Origin of the sequence: Streptomyces sp. NBC_00390, from assembly GCF_036057275.1 — a bacterium.
Taxonomy (GTDB): Bacteria; Actinomycetota; Actinomycetes; order Streptomycetales; family Streptomycetaceae; genus Streptomyces.
Genome location: NZ_CP107945.1, coordinates 3,977,295 through 4,002,622, shown reverse-complemented (window position 1 = coordinate 4,002,622; position 25,328 = coordinate 3,977,295). Strand labels below are relative to the sequence as shown.

General features: G+C 69.7%; 20 protein-coding genes, 1 tRNA gene and 2 pseudogenes. 9 read left to right on the top strand and 14 right to left on the bottom strand.

Annotated elements, in window-relative coordinates; genetic code table 11:
• Positions 1–174: 174 nt before the first annotated feature.
• Together OHS70_RS17340 and OHS70_RS17335 are read left to right on the top strand one after the other, a co-directional pair.
• Positions 175–1,416 (top strand): beta-propeller fold lactonase family protein, encoded by a 1,242-nt coding sequence (locus tag OHS70_RS17340; protein ID WP_328398511.1) that lies wholly within the window; start codon positions 175–177, stop codon positions 1,414–1,416.
• 768 nt (positions 1,417–2,184) lie between these two features.
• A complete protein-coding gene (locus OHS70_RS17335; protein WP_328398509.1) occupies positions 2,185–3,453 on the top strand; it encodes an ATP-binding protein in 1,269 nt (422 codons plus the stop codon).
• Positions 3,454–3,656: 203 nt separating this feature from the next.
• Here OHS70_RS17335 and OHS70_RS17330 read toward each other — a convergent pair whose 3' ends face one another.
• The gene (locus OHS70_RS17330) at positions 3,657–3,986 is read right to left on the bottom strand and encodes a MerR family transcriptional regulator (RefSeq protein ID WP_328398507.1); all 330 of its coding nucleotides are present in this window, start codon (positions 3,984–3,986) and stop codon (positions 3,657–3,659) included.
• A 1,206-nt stretch (positions 3,987–5,192) separates the two neighbouring features.
• Positions 5,193–5,321: a hypothetical protein gene (locus OHS70_RS17325; protein ID WP_328398505.1), complete on the bottom strand. Its 129-nt coding sequence runs from the start codon at positions 5,319–5,321 to the stop codon at positions 5,193–5,195.
• A 129-nt stretch (positions 5,322–5,450) separates the two neighbouring features.
• Here OHS70_RS17325 and OHS70_RS17320 point away from each other — a divergent pair.
• Positions 5,451–5,749, top strand: a pseudogene (locus OHS70_RS17320) (arsenic resistance protein); the annotation flags it as partial.
• A 246-nt stretch (positions 5,750–5,995) separates the two neighbouring features.
• Here the strand turns inward: OHS70_RS17320 and OHS70_RS17315 are convergent.
• Positions 5,996–6,066: transfer RNA gene (locus OHS70_RS17315), tRNA-Gly, on the bottom strand.
• Positions 6,067–6,533: 467 nt separating this feature from the next.
• Between OHS70_RS17315 and dcd the strand changes: the two genes are divergently transcribed.
• Together dcd and OHS70_RS17305 are read left to right on the top strand one after the other, a co-directional pair.
• Positions 6,534–7,109 (top strand): dCTP deaminase, encoded by a 576-nt coding sequence (gene dcd / locus OHS70_RS17310; RefSeq protein ID WP_328398503.1) that lies wholly within the window; start codon positions 6,534–6,536, stop codon positions 7,107–7,109.
• A gap of 9 nt (positions 7,110–7,118) precedes the next feature.
• Entirely contained in the window at positions 7,119–7,628 is a 510-nt protein-coding gene (locus tag OHS70_RS17305; RefSeq protein ID WP_328398501.1) for a phosphoribosyltransferase, read from the top strand.
• A gap of 96 nt (positions 7,629–7,724) precedes the next feature.
• Here the strand turns inward: OHS70_RS17305 and OHS70_RS17300 are convergent.
• The 11 genes and pseudogenes from OHS70_RS17300 to OHS70_RS17250 form a co-directional block, all read right to left on the bottom strand.
• Positions 7,725–7,940 (bottom strand): annotated as a pseudogene (locus OHS70_RS17300) (SulP family inorganic anion transporter); the annotation flags it as partial.
• A gap of 150 nt (positions 7,941–8,090) precedes the next feature.
• Entirely contained in the window at positions 8,091–8,474 is a 384-nt protein-coding gene (locus OHS70_RS17295) for an MmcQ/YjbR family DNA-binding protein (RefSeq protein WP_328398499.1), read from the bottom strand.
• 140 nt (positions 8,475–8,614) lie between these two features.
• A complete protein-coding gene (locus OHS70_RS17290; RefSeq protein WP_328398497.1) occupies positions 8,615–9,502 on the bottom strand; it encodes a Yip1 family protein in 888 nt (295 codons plus the stop codon).
• A 152-nt stretch (positions 9,503–9,654) separates the two neighbouring features.
• Positions 9,655–10,779 (bottom strand): FG-GAP repeat domain-containing protein, encoded by a 1,125-nt coding sequence (locus tag OHS70_RS17285; RefSeq protein ID WP_328398496.1) that lies wholly within the window; start codon positions 10,777–10,779, stop codon positions 9,655–9,657.
• 250 nt (positions 10,780–11,029) lie between these two features.
• On the bottom strand, positions 11,030–12,496 hold the full coding sequence (locus OHS70_RS17280) for an FG-GAP-like repeat-containing protein (RefSeq protein WP_328398494.1): 1,467 nt from the start codon (positions 12,494–12,496) through the stop codon (positions 11,030–11,032).
• 139 nt (positions 12,497–12,635) lie between these two features.
• Positions 12,636–14,087 carry an FG-GAP and VCBS repeat-containing protein gene (locus OHS70_RS17275; RefSeq protein WP_328405680.1) on the bottom strand — a complete coding sequence of 484 codons (1,452 nt, stop codon included), beginning with the start codon at positions 14,085–14,087 and terminating at the stop codon, positions 12,636–12,638.
• Between the two features lie 40 nt (positions 14,088–14,127).
• Positions 14,128–15,573 (bottom strand): FG-GAP-like repeat-containing protein, encoded by a 1,446-nt coding sequence (locus tag OHS70_RS17270; protein WP_328398492.1) that lies wholly within the window; start codon positions 15,571–15,573, stop codon positions 14,128–14,130.
• Between the two features lie 33 nt (positions 15,574–15,606).
• The gene (locus OHS70_RS17265) at positions 15,607–17,049 is read right to left on the bottom strand and encodes an FG-GAP-like repeat-containing protein (RefSeq protein ID WP_328398490.1); all 1,443 of its coding nucleotides are present in this window, start codon (positions 17,047–17,049) and stop codon (positions 15,607–15,609) included.
• 80 nt (positions 17,050–17,129) lie between these two features.
• A complete protein-coding gene (locus tag OHS70_RS17260) occupies positions 17,130–17,288 on the bottom strand; it encodes a hypothetical protein (RefSeq protein ID WP_328398488.1) in 159 nt (52 codons plus the stop codon).
• Positions 17,289–17,545: 257 nt separating this feature from the next.
• Complete coding sequence (locus OHS70_RS17255) at positions 17,546–19,816, bottom strand: (Fe-S)-binding protein (protein WP_328398486.1); 2,271 nt, start codon at positions 19,814–19,816, stop codon at positions 17,546–17,548.
• A 127-nt stretch (positions 19,817–19,943) separates the two neighbouring features.
• Entirely contained in the window at positions 19,944–20,480 is a 537-nt protein-coding gene (locus OHS70_RS17250; protein ID WP_328398484.1) for a sugar transferase, read from the bottom strand.
• 220 nt (positions 20,481–20,700) lie between these two features.
• On the opposite strand from OHS70_RS17250, the gene dnaK reads away from it, so the two are divergent.
• Genes dnaK through OHS70_RS17230 form a run of 4 tightly spaced genes read left to right on the top strand, consistent with a single transcriptional unit; the run spans position 20,701 to position 24,873 of the window.
• Positions 20,701–22,554, top strand: coding sequence for a molecular chaperone DnaK (dnaK, locus tag OHS70_RS17245; protein ID WP_328398483.1), 1,854 nt, complete (start codon positions 20,701–20,703; stop codon positions 22,552–22,554).
• Positions 22,551–23,192, top strand: a complete 642-nt coding sequence (gene grpE / locus OHS70_RS17240; protein WP_328398482.1) for a nucleotide exchange factor GrpE — start codon at positions 22,551–22,553, stop codon at positions 23,190–23,192. The genes dnaK and grpE overlap by 4 nt, the downstream gene beginning before the upstream one ends.
• 45 nt (positions 23,193–23,237) lie before the next feature.
• Positions 23,238–24,419, top strand: coding sequence for a molecular chaperone DnaJ (dnaJ, locus tag OHS70_RS17235; RefSeq protein WP_328398481.1), 1,182 nt, complete (start codon positions 23,238–23,240; stop codon positions 24,417–24,419).
• A gap of 1 nt (position 24,420) precedes the next feature.
• Positions 24,421–24,873: a heat shock protein transcriptional repressor HspR gene (locus OHS70_RS17230; protein ID WP_328398479.1), complete on the top strand. Its 453-nt coding sequence runs from the start codon at positions 24,421–24,423 to the stop codon at positions 24,871–24,873.
• Positions 24,874–25,328 lie beyond the last annotated feature (455 nt).

Here is a 25,328-nt window from a genome sequence, read left to right as displayed (position 1 = left end):
AATGCGGGGGGTGTCGCGCGGTTGAGCGTGGTTGCTGCTGTTCGCCGGGGTTAGCGTCGGCACGGTTCGCCGATGCCTCGTGTGGGTGAGCTGTGCCGTTCGGTTGCGGATTGTTGTGTCGTTTCCTGTCGGGTCGGGTCGAGTATTGCGTTGCGGTGTGCTGAGGAGGTCTTGATGTCGGGTGTTGCCGTCGCTGAGGTGCCGCGGGAGTCGGCCGCGGTTCCGCGCCGCAGGCGTGAGGGTTTGTGGTGGGTGCGGGTACGGGCCCGCGTTGCTGCGGTGGCCGTGGTGCTGGCCGGCCTGGCCCTCCCGGTCGCGGCGGCCACGCCCGCAGCAGCCGATCCCGGCACCTTCGCCTACGTCGCCAACGCCAATTCGGACAATGTGTCGGTGATCGACACGGGCACGAACACGGTCACCGCCACCGTCCCCGTGGGCTCCGTCCCCTTCGGGGTGGCGGTGAATCCGGCCGGCACCTTCGCCTACGTCGCCAACCGCAATTCGAACGATGTGTCGGTGATCGACACGGCAACGAACACGGTCACCGCCACCGTCCCCGTCGGCACCGCCCCCTTCGGGGTGGCGGTGAACCCGGCCGGCACCTTCGCCTACGTCACCAACCGCAGTTCGAACACTGTGTCGGTGATCGACACGGCGACGAACACGGTCGCCGCCACCGTCCCCGCCGGCACCCTCCCCACCGGTGTGGCGGTGAACCCGGCCGGCACCTTCGCCTACGTCACCAACCCAGGCGCGAACACTGTGTCGGTGATCGACACGGGCACGAACACGGTCACCGCCACCGTCCCCGTCGGCCTCGTGCCCGTCGGTGTGGCGGTGAATCCGGCCGGCACCTTCGCCTACGTCACCAACCAAGGCGGGAACGATGTGTCGGTGATCGACACGGCGACGAACACGGTCGCCGCCACCGTCCCCGTCGGCACCAACCCCCAGGGGGTGGCGGTGAACCCGGCCGGCACCTTTGCCTACGTCACCAACTTCGGTTCGGGCAGTGTGTCGGTGATCGACACGGGCACGAACACGGTCACCGCCACCGTCCCCGTCGGCACCAACCCCCAGGGGGTGGCGGTGAACCCGGCCGGCACCTTTGCCTACGTCACCAACTTCGGTTCGGGCAGTGTGTCGGTGATCGACACGGGCACGAACACGGTCGCCGCCACCGTCCCCGTCGGCACCGGCCCCTTCGGGGTGGCTGTCGCAGTAGTCCCCGCTTCGACGGCTGCCTGCCCCGCCGGAAGCGTCATCACCGGCGGCGGATTCGAACTCACCGGCCCCGCACCCAGCAACCTCACCAGCAAACCGGTCAACGACACCTGGCAAGTCTCCCTCACCAACCCCACCACACAGGACATCACCGCCACCCCCTACGCCGTCTGCGCCGACAACACCCCATAAGAACAACGCACCTGGGCATGTCCGGAGGACCGTGCAAGACCGTGAACTCATCACGCCGACGGTGCCCGGGTGGCCCCGCCAGGCCGGAGAAGCGAGATCGCATGACGGACACTCAGATTGGAGGTCGGCTTCGTCGACGGGCTGCAACATCCGGGGATGTTGCAGCCGTCTGTGACCGGACACCCCGGACAGCCTCTGTTCCGAGGGTCTAAGTGGTTCTCGCAGGTCGGAGCTCTATCCGGACAGTCCGGACACCCCTGGTGCCCTGGCGTCCGCAGCCTCCACGGCAAGCAGCTGATCCGAGCGCGGTAGATCCTGCCCTGCTTCATCGAGGCGGCTCGCTTCCGCTCGCCGCGCGCGGCCCCGCCCTCCGGCGTCGGGCCTCGACGGTCCTGTCTCCGCCCCGCTTCGGATGTCTGATCACCTGGCGGGGCACCATCCGGCGGAATGCGGGGGGCTTCCGTGCCTGGCGGCCTCGACGACCCGGATTCCCCGGTGGCCGGTTCACGCAGGGCGTGCACGGTCGGGTCCCGGCTGCTACCAGGCATTTTCCGGCCCGCGGTGGTGAAGGGAGCCGTCTGGCGACAGACCAGCCCGAGGTCGCTGACCTGGGGCTTCGTCATGGAGCGGAGGACGGCAACCGAGGCGGGGCTCTGCCGCCGTGAGGTGTCGCTGTGCCGTCCAGTGCCGCCGGCCTGAAGGGCCGATGTGCGCGTCCCGCGCACATCGGCCGATGATGGGAGTACGGCCGAACACGCGGAGCTGATCATGACGGGTTGGCGTGTCAGGGACTACGCCCAGGACGATCTCGAAGCGGTGGTCCGCGTCGATGCGGAGAGCGGCACGGCCGAAGAGTCACCTCTCTTTCCGCTCTCGGACGCCGTGGCGGCCCTCCAGACCCTCCACCCGGCGGTGGTGGCGACGGCGGACGAGGTGGTGGTCGGCGCCGCGGTGAGCAGGGTGGAGGGTGACCGGGCGTGGATCCTGCGTATCTGCATGGCGCCTGCCTGGCGGCACCAGGGGCTGGGCAGCGACCTGATCACGGCCCTGGAGCACCGGCTGTTCGCCGGTGGCGTCCGAACGGTGCACGCGGTCCTGCCCGACGGCGCGACCGGTGCCACGGCCCTGCACAACTGCGGCTTCGGTGCCCGTCCGGGCCTGGTCTTCTTCGAGAAGCGCGGGCGAGTGACCCCTCAGGCGGTCAGCATGCTCTCCTCGCTCGGAGCGGAGCTGCCGCCCGGGGGACTGTGGCAGAAGGTCGCGGGCATGCAGAGGGAGAAGGAGCTCATCGAGCGGCGCCTGGTCCTGCCACTGGCCCATCCCGAAATGGCCGCCCAGCACGGAGTGGAGCTGCCGCGGGCGGTGATGCTGTTCGGGCCGCCCGGGACGGGGAAGAGTACGTTCGCGCACGCGATCGCCAGCCGTCTGGGATGGCCGTTCCTCGAACTGTTCCCCGCCCGACTGGCCGCCGAGTACGGGCTGGCCAGCGGGCTGAACCGGCGCTTCGACGAGATCGCCCGGCTCGACCATGTCCTGGTCTTCATCGACGAGGTCGAGGAGATCGCGGGGACACGCAGCGGTGCGGACGCGACCGCGGTCGGCGTTGTCAACGAACTGCTCAAGGCGATCGTCCGGTTCCGGGGCCAGGACGGGCGGCTGCTCGTCTGCGCCACGAATGACGTGACCACGCTCGACTCCGCGTTCCTGCGGCACGGCCGCTTCGACTACGTGCTGCCGATCGGCCCGCCCGACGAGCGCGCGAGAACCGCGCTGTGGGAGAGCTACCTGGCCCGAGCGGGCGCGGAGGCCGACAGCGGGGTGCTGGCGACCGCCAGCGAGGGATTCACCCCTGCCGACATCGCCCATGTGGCGCGCACCGTCTCCCAGGTCCAGTTTGAGCGCACCTTCGACACCGGAACCCGGGCCCGCCCCACCACCGAGGACTACCTGGGCACCATCGGCGACACCAGGCCCACGGTCAGCGCGGCCATGGCCGAGGAGTTCGCCCACCAGACCGAGAAGTTCGCCCGCATCTAGGGCGTGCCTTTCGGATCAGGCCGGGCCCGTGGCCGTCCCCCACCCCTACGACTCGCCGGAGGTCATCCTTCGCGTTCCAGTCGCGCGCCGACCGGGGTGAGGCCGAGCGTGGCCCACGTGTGGCGCACGGCCTCGGGCGCTCCACTATCGAAGGCCCCGGCCCGCGGGCCGTCGCCTCGCAGATGTAGTCCGCACGCTGCGGCCTACGAAGCGGATGATTCGGCGGCGCGGCGGTATTCGGCGTTGATGCGCTGGGCTTCTTCGAGCTGGTCTTCGAGGACGATGATGCGGCAGGCGGCCTCGATGGGGGTGCCCTGGTCAACGAGTTCCCGGGCGCGCGAGGCGATGCGCAGTTGGTAGCGCGAGTAGCGGCGGTGGCCGCCCTCGGAGCGCAGTGGGGTGATGAGGCGGGCTTCGCCGAGGGCGCGGAGGAAGGCTTGGGTGGTGCCGAGCATTTCTGCGGCCCGGCCCATGGTGTAGGCGGGGTAGTCCTCGTCGTCGAGACGGCCGTCGAACGAGTCGTGTGCGGTCATTGCACCTCTCTGTGGCAACGCGTGGAGGGGCCCTGGTGCCGTACGGCACCAGGGCCCCGAAGGAACTACTACACCATCTGCCGGCCCTGATCCTGCGCCGGCCTTCTGTTTCCGCAGACCCGACCTGAGCTCTGTCGGGGGTGCGGGGATCGCGGTTGCTTGACCGGAGACCACCTCACTATCGATGTCCTGCGGTACCCGGGCTCAACACTCCACCCGGGCGATCCTGATGGCGCTCGGCTCCTCCGTTCTTCCCTCGGTGATCAACTGCTTACCCAACGGGGGACTGCGTACTGCTGATAACGCGATACTGCTGGTGGCCTCGGTAAGCGCCACTCTTCGGCAGCCAGCCCCGTCGCCCGTCCTGCGTCTGCTCTGGCTTAGAACCCCACTGCCGAACTTCCCGGTGCGCGCGCCCGCAGCCGACGCCTTCACCGAGGTGCTGCTCACTGACTTCACTGCTGGGTACTGCGCACTGCACTTACGGGTACTGCCACTGCGTTAACCGCGGTACTTCTCACGGCGGCCCCTGATCACTGCGGGCCGCCCGGTCCGGTCATCAGTCACGTCGCCGTCCTGCACCAACCCTGGCTTCGCAACTCCACCACCGCACCGTCCTGCGAATTGCAACTTACCTGTACTGCTGCCCGGCAGTTCGTCTCTGCCAGGCCCTGTGTCTCTCTGGGCTACGAGAGAAACCATAACCACGCCACCACCCAATGTCTACTCCAGCGAAGATAGATTTTCGCGTGTTCGGCAGTGAGGTAATCGACCTCGAACGGCAACGGGGCAGGGATTTCATGCACTGCGAACGCGCAGGTCACGGGCTTGGCCAGACTGGCTGACCGGTCGAAAGCAGGCTCGGCGTCTTCTTGGCCTCCGTCACGCAAGACGCGTTATCCGCACTGGTCAGCGGCTTGTGGGGGGATTCTGGGGGCAGTCCCGCGTAACGGCTTCACGGACTCTCTCGCCGGCGGGCGCGGAAAGCGGCCTGCCCACAGGACTCCTGGTCGTAGATCCTGTCCTGCCCGGAGCGGCGGGCGGGCAGGCTGGTGTGGCCGGGCTTTGCGGGGGCAGGCTGGGAAGTGCAGCGGATCGGGTGCACCGCCGTGCCGAGGGAGGCCGGGGATGATCCAGATCGCGCCCGCTTCGTCGCGCTCTCCACCGCACCGGACGCCACCACCGGAGCGGTCAGATCACCCCGCATCACAGCCGTGGTCCTGGTGTGGCCGAGGCCGTGGCCCCGTCGTCGCCGAGCGACACGTACGCGAAGCCGATGCCCCCGGCCAGCAGCACGGCCAGCGTGCCGTTGGCCAGGAGAGCCCGGCCTCTCATCGCAGATCCGTCGCAAGGCTGGCCCGCGCACCTGTGGCCTCAATAGTGGTTACATGTGAATCTGCCATGAGACACGTGCTGTGCATCCCTGCCGTGTCACTGCCTCAATGGGGCATGTCCGATATCCTCGCCGATATCGCAGCCATCATCCGGTTCTACGCGGCTTTCTTCGTCGTCATGGCGCTCGCCGGGAAGGCCGTCGCCCGGCTGTTCCAGCTCGATGCCTTCGCCGGACGGGCGATCCGTTCACCGGCGGGACCCGGAATTCCCTGGTCGTTCTGCCCCTCGCGCTCGCCCTGCCCGACGCACTGTCGGTGGCCGCAGTGGTGGTGGTCACCCAGACCCTCGTCGAAGTCCGTGGCATGGTCGCTTACGTCCGCCTCGTCCCCCGGCGCGTGCCCGCCGACCAGACCCCTGCCCTGGTCTGAACCTCGAAGGGCAACTGCCGCGTTGCGGACGGGAATTCGCATCAGCTGTAGGGGGATCGTGGCGCAGGTCACATGGGTGCGTCTCGCGATGCGGGGCGACCTCGGGCCCGTGTGGTGCAAGTGGTGCGCGAAGGGCCCTCCGAGCAGGGTGTTCCTGCGAGTTGGGGCACGCGGAGGGCACGGGAGGGTCTGACAGGGCTAGGCAACGAAGAAGGCCCAGGTCGCTGGCCTGGGCCTTCTTTCAAGAGCGGGTGACGGGAATCGAACCCGCGCTCTGAGCTTGGGAAGCTCATGTTCTACCATTAAACTACACCCGCGCAGCGGACCGGTGATCGATCCTGCAGCGCCGCATACTCTACCTCATTGCGCGCCCCACGGTGGTATTCGCCGCGGGGCTTTAGTGCTCTTGAGGGGCTCGATGTGGCTGCGAGGAGCGGGAGTTGGGGCGTACCGTGGTCGTGCGGAGTGCCGCGTGGAGTGGTGTCCGTGGCATCCCCTAATGTGTGCTTTCGTCCACATTCGCAGGGGAAGGGGCCCGATGGACCTGATGGAGCGCACCGTCGTCCGCTGTGCCGAAGGGCATGTGTTCAGTACCGCTTCGTTTCCGATGCAGCAGCTGGGTGCCGACCGGCTCGGACCCGGGCGGCTCATCCGGTGCCCACGCTGTGCGCGGCTGAGGCATGCCGTGCCCGTGGAGGCGCAGGACAAGCGGTAACGGAGACGGTCCGGGCGCGCGGTCCCGTCCGATGAAGGCGGGCCCGCGCGCTCTGCGTATCCTCGGGGGGTGCTTCTCTCAGACCAGGACATCCGAACCGAGATCGACGCCGGGCGTGTACGCATCGACCCGTTCGACGATTCGATGGTGCAGCCCTCGAGCATCGATGTGCGGCTGGACCGCTACTTCAGGGTGTTCGAGAACCACCGCTATCCCCACATCGACCCCGCCGTCGAGCAGGCCGATCTGACCCGGTTGGTCGAGCCGGAGGGTGACGAGGCATTCATCCTGCACCCCGGTGAGTTCGTGCTCGCATCGACGTACGAGGTCATCTCGCTGCCGGACGACCTCGCCTCCCGTCTGGAGGGCAAGAGCTCTCTCGGACGGCTCGGGCTGGTCACGCACTCGACGGCCGGCTTCATCGACCCCGGATTCTCCGGGCACGTCACGCTGGAGCTGTCGAATCTGGCCACCCTGCCGATCAAGCTGTGGCCGGGAATGAAGATCGGGCAGCTGTGCATGTTCCGGCTGAGCTCGCCGGCGGAGCATCCGTACGGCTCCGAGAAGTACGGCTCCCGTTACCAGGGGCAGCGCGGACCCACCGCCTCCCGGTCCTTCGTGAACTTCCACCGGACGCAGGTGTAGGGAACGGCAATGAGTGACGTACGGGAGAACCTGACGTACGAGAGGTTCGGCGACGCCGTCCAGGAACTCGCGCAGACCATCGCCGACGACGGGTACGAGCCCGACATCGTGCTCTCCATCGCGCGCGGCGGCGTCTTCGTGGCAGGCGGTCTCGCGTACGCGCTGGACTGCAAGAACATCCACCTGGTGAATGTGGAGTTCTACACCGGCGTGGGGACGACGCTCGAGATGCCCGTGATGCTGGCGCCGGTCCCCAACGCGATCGACTTCTCGGACAAGAAGGTCCTCATCGCCGACGACGTCGCCGACACCGGCAGGACGCTCAAGCTCGTGCACGACTTCTGCGTCGACCATGTCGCCGAGGTCCGCAGTGCCGTCATCTACGAGAAGTCCCACTCGCTCGTGAAGTGCGAGTACGTCTGGAAGCGCACCGACCAGTGGATCAACTTCCCGTGGAGCGTCTTGCCTCCGGTACGTAAGCCGGGCGAGCCCAGCACGCCCTCCAGGGAGGCGCTCTGACTGCCGAGGCGGCGGTCGGCTCCTCATGACGGCCGCCAGGTCGCCGGTCGTACGGCGGACGAAGCGGCCTGGCCGGAGGTCCCGTCCGCCGGGTGCGGCCCACGCCACCAGGCACATCAGGCCGACCGCGACGGCGAGCGCCGATGCCAGGACGGCGTACCGCGCGGGATCACCCGCGGCGAGCGGCCCCACCACCGTGGCGGTCATCAGCGCGGTCGTCGATTCGGGGCCGACCGACAGCAGCCGTGACGAGCCGAGGAAGGCGTAGAGCACGATGGCCGGCAGGATCGCCCACAGCCCCACCACCGGCGGCCCGGGCAGGGCAGAGCGACGGCTCACCCTGTGCCCCTCGACCGGCGGGCGAGGCGGTGGGACTCACCACTTCGACAGCGGTCATCTGGTTCATCGTCAGGGTGCCGGTCTTGTCCGAGTTGATCGCCGACTAGCTTGCGCTGAGCGCGGTCAGCGGGCGTCGAGCTCCGCGATCAGCTTCTTCGTGGCGATGGTGCGGTAGCTCTCCTCGACCCAGTCGCAGATCACCTCCGCCGGTGGTGCGCCCTTCTGCGCGAGGGGGATCTGCACCCAACCGGCCTTCCCCAGCCCGTAGCCGGACGGCTCGGCGCCGGGGCAGGACAGGGCGTGGGCGTGCATCGCTTCGTCCTTGAGTTTGACGCCGATCCCCAGCGGATAGCTGTCGTCGTCCACGCCCAGAAAGACGAAGATCTTCTTGTTGACCTTGACGACGGTCTCGCCCCAGGGGAATTCCTCGCCTGCGCCGGGCAGGGTCAGGGCGAAGGACCGTACCTTCTCCCATTTCGCCGGCGCCTGCTTCGGTGGTGCCGCCATCCCGTCCTCCCGTACGCCGTCTCTCGTCTCACGCTGGCCCCGCCCGACTCCTTCGGCCGGACACGGCCGGGCCGCCGAGCACGCAGAGAGGCCCCCGCCATGTGCCATGCCATGCGACGGGGGCCTTTTGTGAGGACGGCTCAGATCGTGCCGAGCTTGATCAGCGACAGCAGCGCGATCAGCTGGATCGCCGACGCTCCCACAGCCTTCGGCCACGGCAGGTCGTGCGACTTGCTCACCATCGAGGTGAACAGCGCGCCCGCCGCCAGCCAGGTCGCCCAGCCGATCACCTGGACGAGGGAGTTCTCGCCGCCAAGGAAGATGGCGAAGAGCAGGCGCGGGGCGTCCGTGATGGACATGATCAGCATGGAGAGGCCGACCGTCGGCTGCCAGGCGCCGTCGCCGCCCAGCTGGCGGGCGAGGGTGTGGGTGACTGCGCCCAGGATCAGAGCGCCGATGACGAACGCCACCGCAGTGGTGAGCACCGACGGGATCGCGGTGGAGAGCGTCGCGTTGATCGTCTCCTCGCGCGCCTCGTCCAGGCCGAAGAGCGCGAGCAGACCGTAGAGGAACGTGACGATCAGTGCCGGGCCCCACACCGGGTAGTCCCGCATCTGCCAGAACGTCGCTCCCGGGCGCAGCACGATGCCGCTCAGCAGCTGCTTCCAGTGCAGCCGCGGGCCCGCGGGTGCGGCCGGGGGCCCGCCCGCCTGGTAGGTGGAGCCGGCGCCGTACGGGTCGTCGTGCACGCTGAACGCCTGGGTGTGACCAGGGTTGTTGGCCGCGTACGGGTCGTGGCCCGCGGGCTGCTGGTACGGGTCGCCGAAGTACTCCGGCTCGCCGTACGGGCCCTGGGGGTGCTGCTGATACTGCTGTCTGCCTCCGGCCGTCTGCGGCCACTGCGGCGGCTGCTGCCCGTGCGGAGGTGCCGCATGGCCACCGCCCTGATAGGGGGGCGGAGCCTGCTGCGGTTGCTGCTGCTGCGGGGGGCGATTGGCCCGGCCGCGTCCGATCCTGAATCCAGCCACGTAATCGAACGTACCCGGTCCGCGCACTTGGGGTGGGGTCGGTCCCGGGATCAGAAGGCCTTTGCTGCCGACCTGTGACATCCCCTAGGGGAACCCTGGGGGGCCTGCCCGATTGCGCATCAGGCCAGGTCAGGGACCAGGGCCGGATGGTGTCAGGGCAGGAAGAGGGACGTGCTGAACGTGATCAGCGGGGGCGTACGGGGGGACGCGGGACGGGCCGGGTGGACGGCGACGATGTCCGCCCGCTCGCCCTGGTGGGTCCGCGTCACCATGTCCGGGCGCTTGTCGCCGTCGAAGTCCGCGTACGCGAGCACGTCCGTGACGGGCTTCTTCTCGCCTCCGCCGATTCCGAGCGCCGGGGCCGGCGGGACCTTGACGGCGGCGTACGCGTAGCCGCCGCCCGGCCGGCCCGGTCCCGTGGGTCCGCCCAGCAGAAGCTTGCCCTTGGCGGCCGTCCCGGGCGTATGCGTACGGGGCAGCGCGACCAGGTCGTCGGCGCCGTCGCCGTTGGTGTCCGCGGCGGCCTCGGGCGCGGCCAGCGCAGGGCCGCCGCCGGGAAGCGGGGCGGTGGCGGCGCGCGGGGCGCCGGCCCGGGTGAAGGGGCCGCGCAGGAAGCTGACGCGGCCGGCGGACGCGGTGAGGGCGAGGTCGGGCGAGCCGTCGCCGTCGAAGTCGCCGCAGACCGGATGGTCGGGCCAGTCGTTGCCGTAACGGGCCTGGCCGGGGATGCGCAGCACGACCGCCTTGCCGGTGAGTCCGGCGGGGGAGCCGAAGAGCAGCTGCAGGGGGACGGGCGGGCGGCCGATGCCGTCGTACGGCGGGTCGGTGGTCACGACGAGGTCGGCGAAACCGTCCTGGTCGAGGTCGCAGGAGGCCTCGGCGTCGAACGCGGCGGGCAGGACGCCCTCGACCTCGGTGGCGTGCGTACGGGGGGTGAGGAGCTGCCGTACCGCCGGATCCAGGGTGCGCGGGCCCGCGGTGCCGTAGACGATGCCGATGCCCGCGTCGTCGCCGAGACTGTCGCCGGGGGCCTTGACCAGGTCGTTCAGGACGAGATCGCGGTTGCCGTCGCCGTTGAAGTCGAAGGGGAGGCGGCTGCCCTTGCCGTGCGGTACGGGCATGCTCTGCTTTCCCGCTGCGCCTGCCCGGCCGGTGAGCGGGGCCGCGTCGCCGTTCTTGGGGGCCGACCGGGGTTCCGGCTCGGCCGCGGTGCTGCACGCGGTCAGCAGCGCCGCGGCGACGCAGAGAGCGCCCACGGCAGCCGTTCGTATCCGCACGTCCCACCCTGCCCGTCGGTCTCGTCTGTGCGCGGTCGCCCCATGATGCTGGTCCGGATGCCCCTGCCACGCAATGGTTTGCACGCAATCGCAGGCCAATGGTTATCCGATGCGATGCCGCGCCGTCTCCCCGTGCGGTGCCGTGCGCCGGGATCGCAGGCCGAGCGGGGGGCCGGCCGGCGGCGGTGACAGCAGCGCCGCCGGACCCGCCCCGAGGCGGGTCCGGCCGCTGATGACGAGCGACAGGGACTCAGCCCGCGAGCTCCGAGCCGAAGGCCGAGTACGCGGTGGAGAGGCCGAGTGCTCCCGGTCCGAAGCTGGTCGAGCCGGTCGTCGAGTAGAGGGTCCCGGCCGCGCCCGGCAGATGCCACAGGCCGCCCGCATCGTCGTTCTCCTGGGAGGCGACGGCGCTGAGGTCGGCCCGGCCGTCACGGTTGACGTCGGAGGCGAACAGCTGGGAGCCGAAGCCGTCGATGCTCTCCGCGCTGCCGGGGACACCCGGGCTGTCCTGGCTGAGCAGCAGCGCGCCGCTCGTGCTGAGTCCGGTGGCGGAGCCGCGCAGCACGGTGATCGTGCCGGCGCCGTAGATCCCGTCGGGCTCGCCGCCGATCGTCTCGCCGGGGACGCCGACGGACAGGTCGGCGCGGCCGTCCTTGTCCAGGTCGCCGATCGCGAGCGCCTGGCCGAACGCGTCGCCGTGCTCGCTCCCGCCGGGGACGCCGGCGGAGTTCTGGGTCAGAGTCGTGCGACGCGTGGCGCTGGGGCCGGTGCTCGTGCCGTGGACGATGCTGAGCTCGCCGCCGGTGGAGCCGGACGGCTCGTGCTCCGGCTCCTCGGCGTTGCCGAGCGCGATGTCGCCGTATCCGTCGCCGTCCAGGTCACCGATGGCCGCGACGGAGCCGGGGCGGAGTGTGGCGCCCTTGCTGAGGCCGCTGCTGGAACCCTGGTAGTAGACGGCCGGGCCGAGGTCGTCGCTCTCCGGCTTGTTGCCGGTGACGACCAGGTCGGCCTTGCCGTCGCCGTTGACCCTTCCGGCGGTGAGGCCGGGCCACTCGAGCGGTGACGCGTACGAGGTCACGGAGCCGGTCGTGCCGGACTTCGCGAACGGGCCGCGGATCAGACGGATCTTGAAGGGCGGGTTGCCGGAGTCGCCCTGGGCGCCGATGACCAGGTCCGGCTTGCCGTCGCCGGTGAAGTCGCCGGCCGCAAGACTCAGCCCGAAGTAACTGCCGTGCAGCGCCAGCGGGTTCTTGATGGTGGTGCCGCCGCTGAGGCCGGAAGCACTGCCCCAGACGACGACCACGGTGCCGGCGTCGTCGCCCTGCTCGGTGTCCTCCTTGGAGGCGGTGACGATCAGGTCCGAGTAGCCGTCACGGTTGAGGTCCGCCGCGGCCACCTTGTGGCCGAACTGGTCGTCGGTCTCGGCCGAGCCGGGGACACCGGGGCTGTTCTGGCTGATGACGGTGCGCTTTGCGGGGTTGAGGCCGGTCGCGGCGCCGTACACGACGGCGACATGGCCCGCCCACTCCTTGCCGCCGACGGTCGCGGCCGGGGCGGAGATCGCGAGGTCGCGGTAGCCGTCGCCGTTGAAGTCGCCGGCGAGCCCGGAGGGGGCGGCCGAAGCGGTCCCGGCGGCAGCGGTGAGCAGGCCGCCGGTCAGTGCGGCCGCGGTTGCCGCACACAGGAGGGCGCGGCGGAAGCGGGGATGGCGGGGCATGAGCGTTCTCCTGGTCAGGGATGGTTCGGTGCGTCGGTCAGGTTGAGCAACGGGGCATGGCCATATGCCGGTCGGAGCGCCCGACGGCTGGTTCCGCGCCGGGTGCGCGGAACCGGCCATCGGTGGGCGGGAGTTGGCGTCAGCCGGTGATGAGCCAGCCGAGGATCGGGGTGCCGACGGCCGAGATGCCCGTGGCGCCCAGCCCGATGCTCCGGCCCGCCGGGTCGATCTGCGTGCCGTTGGAGCGGAAGGCCACGATCTGGCCGTCCCGTGCGTTCTCCCACGGGACGCCGACGGTCAGGTCGGCCTTGCCGTCGTTGTTCGTGTCGGAGAGGAAGACCTCGCCGCCGAAGGCGTCCTCCGCCTCGCCGGCGCCGGGCACGCCCGGGACGTCCTGGTCCAGGCCCTGGTTGCCGGTCTCGGCGAAGCCCGTCTCCGTGGCGTACAGGACGGTGACCATGCCGGCGTTCGCGACGCCGTTCACGTCCTCGTTGGGGGAGCCGATGGCCAGGTCGGACCTGCCGTCGCCGTTGATGTCGCCGAAGCTCACCTCGTAGCCGAAGTTGTCCTTCGACTCTGCCGTGCCGGGGACACCGAGGGTGTCCTGGTGAACGGTGATCTCGCCGCCGTTCGGACCGCTGGAGGTGCCGTAGACGACCTTGATGGCGCCGCCCTTGGCCACACCGGCGCTGTCCGCGCCGCTGTCCCAGCTGTTGCCGATGACGATGTCGCCGTAACCGTCGCCGTTGGCGTCGCCGATGTCGGAGATGACACCCGCGGGCAGCTTCACCTTGCCGGTGGTGGTGAGGCCGGAGGCCGAGCCCGGCAGGTAGTAGTTGGCGTTGTACGAGTACTCGTTCGGGCTGTCGCCCTCGTAGCCGTCGACGACCAGGTCGGTGCGGCCGTCCTTGTTCACGTCGCCCGGGGCGAGGTAGAAGATGTCGAATCCGGGCACTGCCAGGACCGGGGCGGTGAGCGAGTAACGGCCGCCGGTACCACCGGACTTGGTGAAGCCGCCGCGGTAGATGTCGATCTTCTGGTTGTCGGCGCTGATGGCGAGGTCGGCCTTGCCGTCGCCGTTGTAGTCGCCTGCCGCGACGACAGCGCCGAACTGGTCGTGGCTGGAGGGGGACGGGTCGGCGACCCCCGTACCGCCAACGAGCCCGGTCGCGGAGCCCCACACGATGGTGACCGCGCCGCCGTCCGTGTCCGAGCCGACGTCCTCCCGCTGGGAGCCCACGGCGAGATCGGCGTATCCGTCGCCGTTGTAGTCGCCTGCCGCGAGATGGCCGCCGAAGGCGTCGCCCGTCTCGGCGGTGCCGGGGACGCCGGCGCTGTTCTGGGTGAGGGTCTGGATCTTCTCGGCGCCCGCGCCGCCGGCCGAGCCGTACAGAACGGTGACGGCGCCCGCGTTCTTGTAGCCGTTCACGGTGGCGCTCGCAGCCGACACGGCCACGTCGCGGTATCCGTCGCCGTTGAAGTCGCCCTGCAGCCCCGAAGGGGCGGCGGAGGCGGTGCCGGAGGTCGCGGCCAGCAGGCCGCCGGTGAGGGCGGCCGCGGCGGCCGTCGCCAGGGTGATGCGGAGGTTCATCTTCACGCTGCGTTCTCCTGCACAGAGCTGAGGGAGGGTGTCAGTGGGCGAGTTCGTCGCCGAAGTACGCGAGGCCGGAGGGCCCGCCGAGCGAGGTGGAGCCGAACGTCGTCGAGCCGGTCGCCGTGATGCCGCTCGTGCCGGTCTTGAAGAGCCAGAGCGAACCGGCGCCCGCGTTCTCCGCGTAGGCGCCCGCGGCGAGCTCCGCGCGGCCGTCCGCGTTGCTGTCGACGAGCCGTACCGAGGCGCCGAAGTGGTCACGCGCCTCGGCGCTGCCGGGCACGCCTGCCGTGTCCTGCGAGAAGGACTTGGCGCCGGATCCGGTGAGGCCCGAGGCGGAGCCGCGCAGTACATGGAAGGAGCCCGCGCCCGTCTTGCTGCCGAGGGCCTCGCCCATGGAGCCGACGGCGATGTCCGCGTATCCGTCGCCGTTGGTGTCACCGGCGGACAGGCTCCAGCCGAAGCTGTCGCCCTTCTCCGCCGTACCGGGCACACCGGTGGTGTCCTGGTTGATACGGACCGGGGTACGGGTGCTGAGACCGGTGGCGCTGCCGTACGTCACGGTGATGGCACCGCCGAGGCCGCCATGGGGCTCCGTGGTGGACTTCTCCATGAAGTTGCCGGTGACGATGTCCCCGTAGCCGTCCTTGTTCACATCGCCGATGGCGCCCGCGTAGCCGCCCGCTACCTTGCCCGCAGGCGTGAGCCCGCTCGCCCCGCCCTTGTAGAGGACGCTGCGGGTGCGGTAGTTGTCGCCGCTCAACTCCTGGCCCATGACCAGCAGATCGGTGGCGGCGTCGCCGTTGACGTCGCCCGCGACGAGCTTGTCGGAGTTGATGCCGGTCTCCTCCATGGTGTCGATGCCCACCAGGGCAGCGGCCTTGCCGGTCCTGGAGACGGGGCCCTTGAAGATGTTCAGCTCGGGCGAGGAGATGTTGACGGCGGCCAGGTCGGTGCTGCCGTCGCCGTCGAAATCGCCGGCGGCGACGTCCCAGCCCAGCTCGTTGCGGGACTGGGGCAGCGGCGAGGTGATGTCGGTGGCGGTCTTCAGGCCGTCAGCGCCGCCCCACACGACGGTGAGCACGCCGAATTCGTCGGTGCTGCCGATCCGCTCGCCGTGCACGCCGACGACCAGGTCGGTGTATCCGTCGCCGTCGAGGTCCCCTGCGGTGAGCCGGTCGCCGAAGTAGTCGCCGGTCTCGGGGACACCCGGGATACCGGCGGTGTCCTGGCTGATGAGCGTCCGCTTCGTCTTGTCGAGGCCGCTCTTGGTGCCGTAGACGACGACCACGTACCCGGCGCCGGACTTGCCGGCGACCTTGGCGATGGGCGCGGCTATCGCCAGGTCCCGGTAGCCGTCGCCGTTGAAGTCGCCCTGCAGCCCGGAGGGCGCGGCCGACGCGGTGGCGGCGGTCGCGGCGAGCAGAGAGCCGGTGAGGACGGCGGCGGCCGCGGCGGCCAGGGTGATGCGGAGGTGCTTGCGCACGCTGGTCTCTCCTGAATCGACTGAATGAGCAGGTCAGTTGGCGAGTACGTCGCCGAAGTGCGTGAGGCCGGACGGGCCGCCGAGCGTGGTGGAACCGAACGACGTCGAGCCGGTCGCGGTGATGCCGCTCGCGCCGGCCTTGAGGAGCCAGACGGAACCGGCGTAGCTGTTCTCCGTGGGGGCGCCGACGGCGAGTTCGGCGCGGCGGTCCTTGTTGCTGTCCAGGAGCCGCACCGAGGAGCCGAAGTGGTCGAAGGGCTCGGCGGTGCCGGGCACACCCGCGGTGTCCTGGGTGAAGGCCTTGGCGCCGGTGCCGGTCAGTCCTGTGGCGGAGCCGCGCAGGACGACGACCTGTCCGGCCTGGGGCGTGCTGCCGAGGGCTTCGTCCCTGACGCCGACGGCGATGTCCGCGTAGCCGTCGCCGTCGGTGTCGCCGGAGGACAGGCTCGTGCCGAACCCGTCGTGGCTCTCGCCGGTGCCGGGTACGCCGGCGGTGTCCTGCGTGATGTGGACCGGGGCACGGCCGCTGAGGCCAAAGGCGCTGCCGTAGGCCACCGTGACAGCGCCGCCGAGGCCGCCGTCCGGGTTGTAGGCGGACTTCTCCGCGGGGTTGCCGGTGACGATGTCGCCGAAGCCGTCCTTGTCGACGTCGGCGATGACCGCCGCCGGGCCGCCCGCGACCGCGCCGGACATCGTGAGGCCCGTCTTCCCGCCCCGGTAGAGGACGCTGCGGCCGGTGAGACCGTCGATGGCCTCGTCCCTGCCCAGGACGAGCAGGTCGCTCGCCCCGTCACCGTCGACGTTCCCCGCGACGACCCTGTCGACGCCGATGCCTGCATCGGAGAGGTTGACGTCGGTGCGCGCGGTGGCCTTGCCGGTCCTGGTGAAAGGGCCTTCGAAGATGTGCAGTCCTCCGATGTCGCCGCTGTTGACGGTGGCCAGGTCGGTGCTGCCGTCGCCGTCGAAGTCGCCGACGGCGAGGGACCGGCCCAGCTCGGGACGCGGGGCGGGCAGCGGTGTCGCCAACTCGGTGGCGGAGGTGAGCCCCTTCGGGCCGCCCCAGGCGACGGTGATCACGCCGTATGTGGAGGTGCTGCCGATCCGCTCGCCGGGCACGCCGACGACGAGGTCGGTGTAGCCGTCGCCGTCGAGGTCGCCGGTGGTGAGCGCGGAGCCGAAGTGGTCGTTGACCTCGGGGACGCCCGGGATGCCGGCCGTGGCCTGGCTGATGAGGGTCCGCTTGGACTTGTCGAGGCCGTTCGGGCCGCCGTGGACGACGGCCACGAGTCCGGCGCCCGGATGGCCGCCGATGTTGGTGATGGGGGCGCCGATTGCCAGATCGCGGTAGCCGTCGCCGTTGAAGTCGTCCTGCAGCCCGGAGGGGGCGGCCGGGGCGGTGCCGGCCGTGACGGTGAGCAGGCCTGCGGCAAGGGCGGTGGTCACGAGAGTGGTCACGAGAAGCGCACGCGTACGCATGGGACTCCGCAGGTGTCCAGGCCGCGGTGCCGTACGACGGGGCGTACGGCACCGGTCGGCCGATCGGATGGGGCCGGGTGTCAGTTGGCGAAGTCGGCGCCGGAAAGGGGGGCGCCGGTCGTCGGGACGCCCGAGGTGCTGGGCGAGATGGTGCGGAGGCCGGCCCTCGCGGCGGGCAGGCCGGCCGTGAGCGTCGCCGCGGTGGCCGTGGCCGGGGCGATGCGGAAGTGCTTCTGCATGCGGGGTTCTCCTGCAGCATGCGGAATGCCGGACGGGCATCCGCAGACAATGGGGGGCGTTCCTCCCCGTTCACCGGAAGTTGTTCACGATGCAACGAGTCGGTCGGCGAACAGGAGACCTGCGACGTGGCCCAAGGGTTGTATGGGGCAGCAAGAAATTTCCGGGACCGGTGTGGCACCCACATGACCCACGCAAGAACGGCCGGTCCTGCCCCCGAGGCAGGTCCGGCCGTTCTTTTGGTCGCGTACGAAGACGGTTACTTCGCCGGCTCCGGTTCCGGAGCGCCCTCCGGCTCCTCCGACGGCGCCGGGTCGGCAGGCGGCGTCTTGACGGAGTCGAGGAGGAGTTGGGCGACGTCGACGACCTGGACGGTTTCCTTGGCCTGGCCGTCGTTCTTCTTGCCGTTGACGGAGTCGGTGAGCATGACGAGGCAGAAGGGGCAGGCGGTGGAGACGATGTCGGGGTTGAGGGAGAGGGCTTCGTCGACGCGTTCGTTGTTGATGCGCTTGCCGATCCGCTCCTCCATCCACATGCGGGCGCCGCCGGCGCCGCAGCAGAAGCCGCGTTCCTTGTGGCGGTGCATCTCCTGCTGGCGCAGGCCCGGGACGGCGGACATGATCTCGCGCGGGGGTGTGTAGACCTTGTTGTGGCGGCCCAGGTAGCAGGGGTCGTGGTAGGTGATCAGGCCGTCGACGGGGGTGACGGGGACGAGTTTGCCCTCGTCGATGAGGTGCTGCAGCAGCTGGGTGTGGTGGATGACCTCGAACTCGCCGCCCAGCTGGGGGTACTCGTTCGCGATCGTGTTGAAGCAGTGCGGGCAGGTCGCGACGATCTTCTTGGCCGACTTCGGCTTCTTCGTCGCGGGGTCCTCGTCGTCCTCGCCGAAGGCCATGTTGAGCATGGCGACGTTCTCCTGGCCGAGCTGCTGGAACAGCGGTTCGTTGCCCAGGCGGCGCGGGGAGTCACCGGTGCACTTCTCCTCGCCGCCCATGATGGCGAACTTCACGCCCGCCATGTGCAGCAGTTCCGCGAAGGCCTTGGTGGTCTTCTTCGCGCGGTCCTCCAGGGCGCCGGCGCAGCCGACCCAGTAGAGGTAGTCGACCTCGGTGAGGTCCTCGACGTCCTTGCCGACGATCGGGACCTCGAAGTCGACCTCCTTGGTCCACTCCACGCGCTGCTTCTTGGCCAGGCCCCAGGGGTTGCCCTTCTTCTCCAGGTTCTTGAGCATCGTGCCCGCCTCCGACGGGAACGAGGACTCGATCATCACCTGGTAGCGGCGCATGTCGACGATGTGGTCGATGTGCTCGATGTCGACCGGGCACTGCTCCACGCAGGCACCGCAGGTGGTGCAGGACCACAGCACGTCCGGGTCGATGACGCCGTTCTCCTCGGCGGTGCCGATCAGCGGGCGTTCGGCCTGGGCCAGCGCGGCGGCGGGGACGTCCTTCAGCTGCTCCGGGGAGGCCTTCTCCTCGCCCTCCATGGTCTTGCCGCCGCCGGCCAGCAGGTAGGGGGCCTTGGCGTGGGCGTGGTCGCGCAGCGACATGATCAGGAGTTTGGGGGACAGCGGCTTGCCGGTGTTCCAGGCGGGGCACTGCGACTGGCAGCGGCCGCACTCGGTGCAGGTGGAGAAGTCGAGGATGCCCTTCCAGGAGAACTGCTCGACCTGGGAGACGCCGTAGACGTCGTCCTCGCCCGGGTCCTCGAAGTCGATCAGCTTGCCGCCGGTCGTCATCGGCTGCAGCGCGCCGAGCGCGGTCGCGCCGTCCGCGTTGCGCTTGAACCAGATGTTCGGGAAGCCGAGGAAGCGGTGCCAGGCCACACCCATGTTCGTGTTCAGCGAGACCGTGATCATCCAGATCAGCGACGTACCGATCTTGATCATCGCGGTGAAGTAGATGAGGTTCTGGAGCGTGGAGACGCTCAGTCCCTTGAAGGCCAATACCAGCGGGTACGAGACGAAGTACGCCGGCTCGTAGTGATCCACGTGGTGGATAGCGCCCTCGAGGCCCCGCAGCGCCAGGATCGCGAGACCGATGGTGAGGATGACGTACTCGACGAAGTACGCCTGCCAGGCCTTCGAGCCCGCGAAGCGCGACTTGCGGCCCGCACGGGACGGCAGGTTCAGCAGCCGGATCGCGATCAGGATGGCAATACCGACAACGGTCATCAGACCGATGAACTCGATGTACATCTCGAACGGCAGGAAGCCGCCCAGGACGGGCAGGGTCCAGTCCGCCTGGAAGAGCTGGCCGTATGCCTGGGCCAGCGTCGGGGGCAGCGTCAGGAAGCCGATCGCGACGAACCAGTGGGCGAAGCCGACGATGCCCCAGCGGTTCATTCGGGTATGGCCGAGGAATTCCTTGACCAGAGTGACCGTGCGGGCCTTGGGGTCGTCGGTGCGGCTGCCCGCAGGCACGGGCTGACCGAGCTTGACGAACCGGTAGATCTGCGCGACGGCTCGGGCGATGAGCGCAACGCCGACCACGGTCAGGACCAGCGACACGATGATCGCGGCGAGCTGCATTTGGGGGCTCCTCGGGCCTGCGAGGTGGGAAAACCGCATCTACTAAGCGGTAACTTATTCAGTCCGTTGCTGAGACTACCCACTTGTCGTGCCGCACTGCAGATGGGCGGGCGGTGATCTGTGTCGCTCAGGCAACCCTCACCGCGGGGCGTCCGGCGACCGCGGCGGGGACTGTCCGCGCCAGGATCCACAAGTCGAGTCCCAGCCAATGTTGCTCAACATAATGCAGGTCGAGCACGCTCATTTCCTCCCAGGGCAGCTCGGAGCGCCCGCTGATCTGCCACAGGCCGGTGATCCCGGGGCGCAGTGCCTGTCGGGCCCGGTCGGCCCCGAAGGCGGATGCCGCGCCGCCGGGGGCGGCCGGCGGCAGTGGCGGCGGGCCGACGAGGGACATCTCGCCGCGCACCACATTGATCAGCTGGGGGAGCGTGTCCAGGAGACGGCGGCGCAGCAGCCGTCCGACCGGGGTGAGGGACTCGGCGCGGGTCGTGCGGAAGGTGAGCATCGTGAACGTCCGGCCGCCGAGGCCGGTGCGCTCCCGGCGGGTCAGGACCGGGCCCGGCGAGGTCAGTGCGACGGCCGCGGCGACGGCCAGCAGGACGGGGGACAGGAGCAGCAGGAGGAACAGGCTGCCCGTCAGATCGACGGCTCGCTTTGCCGACATGGGCGCGCCCTTCGTTAAGAATGACACTTCTTGACCGAATTATTCCCCTATGACTCTCGCAGATGTATGCCACACGCACCGCACCACCACGCATGCGGAGCGCAGCATGCCTGTAAGGGCCGGATAAAAGTTGAGTGGCCTCGACTCAGGTCTGTTGACGAGGTCGGCGCCGTCGTGCATCCTTGAGCCAGTTCCACTCAAGTCAGCTGGAGGAATCGAAATGGCACGTGCGGTCGGCATCGACCTGGGCACGACTAACTCCGTCGTCAGCGTTCTGGAGGGCGGCGAGCCCACCGTCATCACCAACGCCGAGGGTGCCAGGACCACGCCGTCCGTCGTCGCCTTCGCGAAGAACGGTGAGGTGCTGGTCGGCGAGGTCGCGAAGCGCCAGGCGGTCACCAACGTCGACAGGACCATCCGGTCGGTCAAGCGTCACATGGGCACCGACTGGAAGATCGAGCTCGACGGGAAGCACTTCAACCCGCAGCAGATGAGCGCGTTCATCCTGCAGAAGCTCAAGCGCGACGCGGAGTCGTACCTGGGCGAGAAGGTCACCGACGCGGTGATCACCGTCCCCGCGTACTTCAACGACTCCGAGCGTCAGGCGACCAAGGAAGCCGGTGAGATCGCGGGCCTCAACGTCCTGCGTATCGTCAACGAGCCCACCGCCGCCGCCCTGGCCTACGGCCTGGACAAGGACGACCAGACCATCCTCGTCTTCGACCTCGGTGGCGGCACCTTCGACGTGTCGCTGCTGGAGATCGGTGACGGCGTCGTCGAGGTCAAGGCCACCAACGGTGACAACCACCTCGGTGGTGACGACTGGGACCAGCGTGTCGTCGACTACCTGGTGAAGCAGTTCGCGGGCGGGCACGGCGTCGACCTGTCCAAGGACAAGATGGCTCTCCAGCGTCTTCGCGAGGCCGCGGAGAAGGCGAAGATCGAGCTGTCGTCCTCGACCGAGACGACGATCAACCTGCCGTACATCACGGCCTCCGCCGAGGGCCCGCTGCACCTGGACGAGAAGCTCACTCGCGCCCAGTTCCAGCAGCTGACCGCGGACCTGCTCGAGCGCTGCAAGCACCCGTTCCACAACGTCATCAAGGACGCCGGCATCGCGCTGTCCGAGATCGACCACGTGGTGCTGGTCGGTGGCTCCACCCGTATGCCCGCCGTCGCCGAGCTCGTCAAGGAGCTGACCGGCGGCAAGGACGCCAACAAGGGTGTGAACCCGGACGAGGTCGTCGCCATCGGCGCCGCGCTGCAGGCGGGTGTCCTCAAGGGTGAGGTCAAGGACGTCCTGCTCCTCGACGTGACCCCGCTGTCCCTGGGTATCGAGACCAAGGGCGGCATCATGACCAAGCTCATCGAGCGCAACACCACGATCCCGACCAAGCGGTCTGAGATCTTCACGACGGCCGAGGACAACCAGCCGTCCGTGCAGATCCAGGTCTACCAGGGCGAGCGTGAGATCGCGGCGTACAACAAGAAGCTCGGGATGTTCGAGCTGACCGGTCTGCCGCCGGCCCCGCGCGGGGTCCCGCAGATCGAGGTCGCCTTCGACATCGACGCCAACGGCATCATGCACGTGACCGCGAAGGACCTGGGCACGGGCAAGGAGCAGAAGATGACCGTCACCGGCGGCTCCTCGCTGCCGAAGGACGAGGTCGACCGGATGCGCCAGGAGGCCGAGCAGTACGCGGACGAGGACCACCGCCGCCGCGAGGCCGCCGAGACCCGCAACCAGGGCGAGCAGCTCGTCTACCAGACCGAGAAGTTCCTCAAGGACAACGAGGACAAGGTCCCGGGCGATGTGAAGACCGAGGTCGAGACCGCCGTCGGCGAGCTGAAGGAGAAGCTCAAGGGCGAGGACACGGCCGAGATCCGCACCGCCACCGAGAAGGTCGCCGCGGTCAGCCAGAAGCTCGGCCAGGCGCTGTACGCGAACGCCGCGCCCGAGGGCGCAGCCGCGGGCGCGGGTGCCGGTGCCGGCGAGCAGGCCAAGGCGGACGACGACGTCGTCGACGCCGAGATCGTGGACGACGAGAAGGACGCAAAGGGTGGTGCCGCGTGACGGAGGAGACCCCGGGCTTCGACGAGAATCCCGACGTCCCCTCCGGCGCCACCTCTGACGACGCCGCCGAGTCCGCCGAGTCCTCCCAGAAGGAGGGCCCGGCGGCCCCGGCAGGGGACGCAGCAAAGATCGCCGGTCTGACGGCTCAGCTGGACCAGGTCCGCACCGCGCTCAACGAGCGCACGGCCGACCTCCAGCGGCTCCAGGCCGAGTACCAGAACTACCGCCGGCGCGTGGAGCGCGACAGGATCACGGTCAAGGAGATCGCCACGGCGACGCTCCTGACCGAGCTGCTGCCCGTGCTCGACGACATCGGCCGTGCCCGGGACCACGGGGAGCTGGTGGGCGGCTTCAAGTCGGTGGCAGAGTCTCTCGAGACGGCCGCCGCCAAGATGGGCCTGCAGCAGTTCGGCAAGGAGGGCGAGCCCTTCGACCCGACCATCCACGAGGCCCTGATGCACTCGTATGCGCCGGACGTCGCCGAGACGACGTGCGTCGCGGTGCTTCAGCCGGGGTACCGCATCGGCGAGCGCACGATCCGCCCCGCGCGGGTCGCGGTGGCCGAGCCCCAGCCGGGCGCGGCGCCCAAGGAGGAGAAGGCGAACGACGAGGAGAGCGGTGGCCCGGACGAGGGCTGAGCTTGAGTTCTCCGAGGCAGTGACCGTCGGGAAGGAGGGACGTCGATGAGCACGAAGGACTTCGTCGAGAAGGACTACTACAAGGTTCTCGGCGTCCCCAAGGACGCCACCGAGGCCGAGATCAAGAAGGCGTACCGGAAACTCGCCCGCGAGAACCATCCGGACGCCAACAAGGGCGACGTCAAGGCGGAGGAGCGCTTCAAGGAGATCTCCGAGGCCAACGACATCCTCGGCGACCCCAAGCGGCGCAAGGAGTACGACGACGCCCGTGCCCTGTTCGGCAACGGCGGCTTCCGGCCCGGTCCCGGCGCCGCCGGCGGCACCTTCAACTTCGACCTGGGCGACCTCTTCGGAGGCGCCCAGGGCGGGGCGCAGGGTGGCGCGGGCGGCTTCGGCGGCGGTCTCGGGGACGTGTTCGGCGGCCTGTTCAACCGGGGCGCCGGTCCGGGTACGCGGACGCAGCCGCGCCGCGGGCAGGACATCGAGTCCGAGGTGACGCTCAGCTTCACCGAGGCGGTCGACGGGGCCACGGTCCCGCTGCGGATGTCCAGCCAGGCGCCCTGCAAGGCCTGTTCGGGCACCGGCGACAAGAACGGCACACCCAGGGTGTGCCCGACCTGTGTCGGCACCGGTCAGGTCTCGCGCGGTGGCAGCGGGTCCTTCTCGCTGACCGATCCGTGCGTGGACTGCAAGGGCCGCGGGCTGATCGCCCAGGATCCCTGCGAGGTCTGCAAGGGCAGCGGGCGCGCCCGCTCCTCGCGCACCATGCAGGTGCGCATCCCGGCGGGGGTCTCCGACGGGCAGCGCATCCGGCTGCGCGGCAAGGGGACTCCGGGCGAGCGCGGCGGACCGGCCGGCGACCTGTATGTCGTCGTCCATGTCGACGCCCACCCGGTCTTCGGCCGCAAGGGCGACAATCTCACCGTCACCGTGCCCGTCACCTATGTGGAGGCGACACTCGGCGGCGAGGTGAAGGTTCCCACCCTCGGCGGGCCGCCGGTCACGCTGAAGCTGCCGGCCGGCACGCCCAACGGGCGCACGATGCGCGCCCGCGGCAAGGGTGCGGTGCGCAAGGACGGCACCCGCGGCGACCTGCTGGTCACGGTCGAGGTGACGGTGCCGACCGAGCTCAGCGACAAGGCGAAGGAAGCACTGCAGGCCTTCCGCGACGCCACCGCGGACGAGGACCCGCGTGCCGAGCTGTTCCAGGCAGCGAAGGGAGCTTGAGATGGATGGCAGATCCGGACGCGGTCGCAACCCTTACGAGCTGACGGACGAGTCGCCGGTGTACGTCATCTCGGTGGCGGCACAGCTGTCGGGACTCCATCCGCAGACCCTGCGCCAGTACGACCGGCTGGGTCTGGTCTCCCCGGACCGCACGGCCGGCCGGGGCCGGCGCTACTCGGCCCGCGACATCGAACTACTGCGCACGGTGCAGCAGTTGTCGCAGGACGAGGGCATCAACCTCGCCGGGATCAAGCGCATCATCGAACTGGAGAACCAGGTCGCGGCGCTCCAGCAGCGCGTCGCCGAACTGTCGGCGGCCGTGGACGGCGCGGCGGTGGCGATGCAGCAGCGCGAGGCGCAGGTGCACGCCTCGTACCGGCGCGATCTGGTGCCGTACCAGGACGTGCAGCAGACCAGCGCGCTGGTGGTGTGGCGGCCGAAGCGCCCCGAATGAGCAGTGAGTTGTACGGCGACGGGCCGGGAGAGCGGATGCTCTCCCGGCCCGTCGCCGTAGCGTCCTCCCCGCACTCGGGGGAGAACCCGTCGTCGGTGTACGCCCGAATCGTTCCCCGCGGCACTGCCAGGACCGCGGGGAACGACCCGCGGGTGTATGAGCGCCGTTCGCGATCTTGGGGAAGACGCCGTCGGCCGCGTCCTGGCCACGCGGCCGGCGTACCCGCGAGCGGCAGCCGGATCAGGGCGCCGCGGGCCCCGGCGCCGTCAGTGCGCCGTGGTCCGCCGGATGCGTCCCTGAGGAAGACTCTTGCGCACTCTTCGCGGCTTGGGCACCGTCAGCTTGTGGAACCGCAACTTGCTGAGGGGGCCCGGCCCGCGGCGCCGTTTTCCCTCTGCGGGATGTGCCACGTCCTCTATGATCGCGGCAGCCTTCGCCCCCGTTCAGGACCCCGT